Source organism: Nitrospirae bacterium CG2_30_53_67 (assembly GCA_001873285.1).
In the GTDB taxonomy this organism is placed as follows: Bacteria; CG2-30-53-67; CG2-30-53-67; order CG2-30-53-67; family CG2-30-53-67; genus CG2-30-53-67.
Genome location: MNYV01000105.1, coordinates 1 through 5,636 on the forward strand (window position 1 = coordinate 1; position 5,636 = coordinate 5,636).

Below are 5,636 nucleotides of genomic sequence, written 5' to 3' on the forward strand. Positions count from 1 at the left end.
GAGATCACTTTCTTGAAGGTCATGGATTCAACAATCCCGCCAAGTCCGGCATGGATACGCTGGGGCCCGAAGCTTACGAGCCGCACCACCCCTTCCTCTTCACCCTCATCGATCTCCACCTTGTCCGCCAGCATCTGCTCCCTCGCCTCCACGCAGACAAGCGAGACCGAGTCCACGCCCCGCTGCCGGAGAGCGGTCCTTGCCACGTCGTAGGCCACATTGCCGCCGCCGACCACCACGACCCTGGGGCCGATGTTGATATAGCTTCCGGTATTCACATCCTTGAGAAATTCGACCCCGCCGAGCACACCCCTGGACTCCGATCCCTCGACAGGGAGGATCCTCGACCGCCTGGCGCCCACAGCCAGGAGCACTGCCTCGGACTCATCGTAGAGTTTCCTGAGCGGCACATCCGATCCCACATGGACCCCGAGCCGGATCTCGGCACCCAGGGCCTGAATCGCATCGATCTCCGCCTTGAGGAGCTCCCTTGGGAGCCTGTAGATGGGAATGCCCGTGGCGCACATGCCGCCTGCGATCTTCTCCATTTCGTAGACCACCGGCCGGTATCCCATGAGAGCCAGATCATGTGCGCAGGCAAGGCCCGCAGGCCCGGACCCCACAATCGAGACCACCGCATCCTTCTTCGCTATCCCCTGGATGCCGTCCCCCTTTTTCTTATAGACGGACCTGAACTTTTTGGCGTAATCGCCCGGCACTCTAACCGCCTCCACGCCGTACTTTTCCGTGACGAAACGTTTCAGCGCACGGATGGAGACCGCCGTGTCGATCCACCCCCGCCTGCAGGCGGTCTCGCAGGGGGCGCCGCAGACCCTGCCGCAGATCGAGGCGAGCGGGTTCGGGGTCCGTGCGATCCAATAGGCCTTTTCATAATCGCCCGATGCGATGGCCCGCACGTAACCTCTCGAATCCGTATTCACGGGACAGCCGGTCTGGCACTTGATATTCTGCCTCCAGTACTTGTAATCAGGGATGACCACTTGAAATTTCGGTTTGGGCATGGAAACGCTCAATACAATCAATTCGTGAGATTTAAGACATCAGACAACCTTCTATATACCGTTTATATCAGAATCAAGCAAGTACTATCCCATGATCTTTTCTACTGCAATACACTGCAATACCTTATTGCAAGGTTTATGCCATAATCAAAACTATATGCATCCTTCTTGGGTTTAATAATAAAAACATTATGATAACAATAGGTTATGAAGCACCGGAGGTGAGGAAAGAAGAGCGGCTTTGGTTCACATCTCGCTGGACTGAATACTGGATGTTACATAAACATCCCATCTTCGTTGGTAACATTGTGTTTTTATAGGATATTCAACCGTATATTCCCGTATACGAGCAAGACTGATTCTCCTTATCAGCATGCCATAGGAATCTTGCCGGAATGTCCACTTAGTGGTCCTATTCGTAAATACGGTCTCATTTGAGCCTGCCTGTGCCATGGCAGACAGGTGCCGTAGGGCGGTCTCTTCAGCGTTCCGCTCCTTGCGGCGTACCACAGGGGGTACACCTCAATCGCGTGCCTTGATGAGACCGCCCTACGTCACTCTCGGTACGTTACCATGTTTACGAACAAGACCACTTAAGCTGCAGGACAAGAGAGTATACAGGAAAGCAGCCTCCGAGAGCCTCCGAGCCGGACCATGACGAAAGATACGGGATGAGCAGGAAAACCCGCTTCTGGATGAAGAAGCGGAACTAACGGCCATACGAAACGCCGTCTTCTATATCCTCTCTGAAGGAAAGTCCGTGTTTTTTTATGATCCGGTGGAGGGCGGCCCGGGTGAGTCCGCACCGCTCAGCGGCCCTGGAAATATTCCCGTTGCATTCGCATAGAATATTCTGCACATACTCTTTCTGGAAGAGCCCAAGAATCCGCTCCTTTGCCTCGTCATAGGGGAGGCCGTAAAAAGGTCTGACCAGACCGCCGAACCGCTTCTCCTCATCGCTGAGCACCATATCGCTCTGCCTGATCTCCTCCCCCTCGGAGATCAGGGCGGCCCGGTGCAGGGTATTCTCGAGTTCTCTCACATTGCCCGGCCAGGGATAGGCCATGATGACCCGCATGGCATCCGGCATGATCCGTTTGGATGGGAGGCCCTGTGCCGTGCAGAATCTCTTCAGGATGTGGCTGGCGATCAGGGGGATGTCCTCTCGTCTTTCCCTGAGCGGCGGCACCTTGATGGGGACCACATGAATCCGGTAGTAGAGGTCTTCACGGAACTTTCCCGCCTTGACCTCCTCTGCGAGGTCCCGGTTGGCGGCGGCAAGGATCCGCACATCCACCTTCACCGGCTGGGTCTGGCCGAGTGGCAGGATCTCCCCCTCCTGCAGGACCCTGAGCAGTTTGGCCTGAAAGGCCTCGGACATGTTCGAGATATCGTCCAGGAATATGGTTCCGCCGGATGCTTCCAGGAACAGGCCCTTCCGGTCCTGGTCGGCGCCTGTAAAGGCACCCTTCCTGCTCCCGAAAAGCTCCGACTCCAGAAGCGTGTCCGGAAGAGCGGCGGAATTGACCGCGATGAACTTTTCCTGCACCCTCAAGGACTGCATGTGGATGGCCCTTGCAATCAGCTCCTTTCCGGTCCCGCTTTCCCCCAGGATCAGGACCGGGACATTGGTCGGGGCGATCCTCCCGATCAGCGAAAAGATCTCCAGCATCTGCCTGTCCCTGCCGATGATCCTGTAGAACCCCTGCTGCTCTTCCACCTGATTGCGAAGACGGTCCAGTTCGGCCTCGAGTTCCTGTTCATGGACGGCGCGCTGCAACGTCAGGATGACCTCATCGTTGTTAAACGGTTTGGTGACGTAATGGTAGGCGCCCAGCCACATGGCCTCCACGGCCGTCTCAATGGTGCCGAAACCCGTGATGACGATCACTTCGGTCCTGGGCCATTTCTCTTTGACCTTCTTCAGCAATTCAATCCCATGCATGCCCCCCATCTTGATATCGGTGATCACGAAATCAAAATAGCGGTGCCTCAGCAGTTCAAGCGCCTCCTCTGAAGAGGCCGCCCCCTTCACATCAAAACTTTTTTTGCCGAGGATGAGCTGAAGGCCCCTCCTCACATCACTCTCGTCGTCGACAACCAGAACGCTCCAGGACATAGGTCACCTCATCAAGCCCCGACGGTCTCAGCCTTTTCCACGGCGGGAAGCGTGATGATGAAGCGGGTTCCGTTACCGGTCTCGCTTTTCACCCTGATCGTTCCACCGTGAGACTCGATCACCTTCTTGGATATGGATAAGCCGAGCCCCGTTCCGATACCGCTGGGCTTGGTGGAAAAAAAGGGGTCGAAGATCTTGTCAATATTTTCGGACGGGATCCCGGGACCGGAATCCTGGATCTCCACCTCGATCCCGGAGGCGCCGTTACAGGACGTCTTCAAGGTGAGAACGCCGCGGCTCTCCATGGCCTGCATGGCGTTCATGATCATGTTGACAAAGACCTGCCTGATCTGCTCCTCGTCTCCCATAAACTCCCGGATCCCCTCATCCAGTGAAAAGACCACCTCGTGGTCCTTTTTCCCGAGCAGCGGCCTGTAGAGGTCCACCGCTTCCTTCAGACATCTGTTGATATTAAACGGCTGGCGCTTTACGGGGCTCCGGGCTGCATAGTCGAGAAGCCCCCGTATGATCTTCTTGCAGACCTGGGTGTTTCTCATAATGACCTCGGCATGCTCCCTGTAGGGGGTCTCCCCGGTACATTCGTCGATCAGCATCTGGGCAAACATGGACATGGCCGCAAGGGGGTTGTTCAGCTCGTGGGCGATGGCCGCGGAAAGCTCACCCACGACCATCATCTTCTCCTGGTGCAGGAGGCGATCTTCCATCTGTTTCCTTTCGGTGATGTCCCGGCTGACCATGACGATCCCGAGGGCCTTGCCGGACGGATTATGGACGTAGGTGCAGGTATTCTCATAGATCCTTCCCCGTGCATGCAGGACCTTCCGGCAGCCTTTCTTATTCCCCGCGGCCATGCCTTCCATCTGCTTCCTGAAACAGCCGTCAACCTCTGCCGCGAACCGGGCCTGTAGGCCCTCCGCCCCGTCTCTGCTGATGATCCATGCCCCTTCGGCCGCCGAATTAAAAAGCGAGATGTTTCCGTTCAGGTCGATAAAGATGACCCCGTCGCTCATGCACTGGATCACGGCATTCAGAAGATCCTTCTCGTACCTGACCTCGCGCTCTCTTTTCTTCAATTCACCGGTATATTCTTCAAGCTTCTTCGCCCTCTCAAAGAGTCCGAAAGACATCCGGTTGAAGGCCCGTGAAAGCTCTCCGATCTCATCCCTTGAATCCACATGCACTGAAACATCAAACTTCCCCTCCTCGATCATCTTGGCCGCGGACCTAAGCCTGAGTATGGGGCCGATCATGAAATTCAGCGGAAAGAACAGGAGCACCATCGTGATGAAGACCAGCGCACAACCTACAAAGAAGAGCCTTTGCCTCAGGAGCAAAACCGGCCTGAAGGCCTCGTCCGTCTCCAGTTCGGTGACCAGCGTCCATCCCTGCGCAGGCAGACGGACGGAGACATAGACCACCTCTCTCCCTCTGTAAGACGCCATGATCCCATGCCCGTCAATGAAGGCCCGGGTGCTCATATGGCTCTTTTGCAGGAAAGCGTCTTTGTATTTCAGGCGGCGTGTGGAGGTGATGAACCGGCCTTCCCGGTCAAGGATGTAACTGTCCAGGGTCCTGTTCACCTGATGGATATCCCTGCCCTAGCCCGGCAGGGGAATCCCCGCCTGGACGACTTCGCTCAGGACCTCCGGCTTGATCCGGTTCACGATGACCCCCACGAACTCATGGGTCTCCTTGTCCGTGAGAGGGGCTGAGATCTCCAGGGAGGGCCTCCCCTCTCCGGCATGTTCGCCCGTCCGTATCTCTCCCATGAATATCGTGGAGCGCCCTCCGACAAACCAGGGATTTTTCGATGCATCCAGACCAACCCTCGCGGGATCAGAGGAGGCGAGAATAAGACCATCTCTGCCCGCAACTGAGGTTTCAAAAAATTCCGGGACGATACCCATCTTGTTGACGCGCAGGTGTCTGGAGAGTTCCCGCTGCAAGGCAGGATGAGAGGACGTCTGGAGCCTGAACGCCGCATCACGGATGAACCCGTCGGAGCTGAAGTCTTCGGTCCTCTTTTTCAAGGCGTCGATAAAGGAGGTCACGTGCTGGACCTGAACCTGCCCGGTCAGGAAGAGGTCTTTCAGTACCTGGTCCTTAAGGGCGTCCCGGGTGGTCTGGTAACTCACGAGGCCGCCGATGCCGAGCGAGACGACCGAGATCAGGACAAAGGTCAGAGTCAATTTGTATTTGACGGGTACAAAGTAGAGAGGATCCTTCAAGTCGCGCCCCCATGTCATGCACAATCAGAACGTATACATCACCTGCACGTAGCTGAAGTCCGCATTGTCCCCGGTCTTCTGCGGAGGCGCATCCTCGATGAAGTCCCCTGCAATGAAGTAGGAGTATCCGCCCAGGAAACTCCAGTGCTGATTTAGTTTGTATTGGACAAGCAGATCGATCTCCTGCCCCGCGTCTTTCCCGGAATGGCCGGTTGTGTCTCTCCGGGTCACCTTCCCCCCGGCGCC

General features: G+C 56.4%; 3 protein-coding genes and 2 pseudogenes. All 5 read right to left on the reverse strand.

The genetic code is table 11. The annotated features are described in order from the left end of the window. The 5 genes and pseudogenes from AUK29_06660 to AUK29_06680 all read right to left on the reverse strand — a co-directional run bounded on the left by AUK29_06660 (position 1) and on the right by AUK29_06680 (position 5,636). Positions 1–1,022: pseudogene (locus tag AUK29_06660) on the reverse strand (hypothetical protein). Between the two features lie 709 nt (positions 1,023–1,731). Beyond that, positions 1,732–3,141, reverse strand: coding sequence for a hypothetical protein (locus AUK29_06665; GenBank protein OIP63445.1), 1,410 nt, complete (start codon positions 3,139–3,141; stop codon positions 1,732–1,734). 11 nt (positions 3,142–3,152) lie between these two features. Then, complete coding sequence (locus AUK29_06670; protein OIP63446.1) at positions 3,153–4,742, reverse strand: hypothetical protein; 1,590 nt, start codon at positions 4,740–4,742, stop codon at positions 3,153–3,155. Positions 4,743–4,760: 18 nt separating this feature from the next. Beyond that, the gene (locus tag AUK29_06675; GenBank protein OIP63447.1) at positions 4,761–5,390 is read right to left on the reverse strand and encodes a hypothetical protein; all 630 of its coding nucleotides are present in this window, start codon (positions 5,388–5,390) and stop codon (positions 4,761–4,763) included. A gap of 24 nt (positions 5,391–5,414) precedes the next feature. Beyond that, positions 5,415–5,636 (reverse strand): annotated as a pseudogene (locus tag AUK29_06680) (hypothetical protein).

What these genes read in the sequence shown, in the direction of transcription:
- AUK29_06665 (OIP63445.1), bottom strand. Translation starts at nt 3,141, where the DNA reads ATGTCCTGGAGCGTTCTGGTTGTCGACGACGAGAGTGATGTGAGGAGG.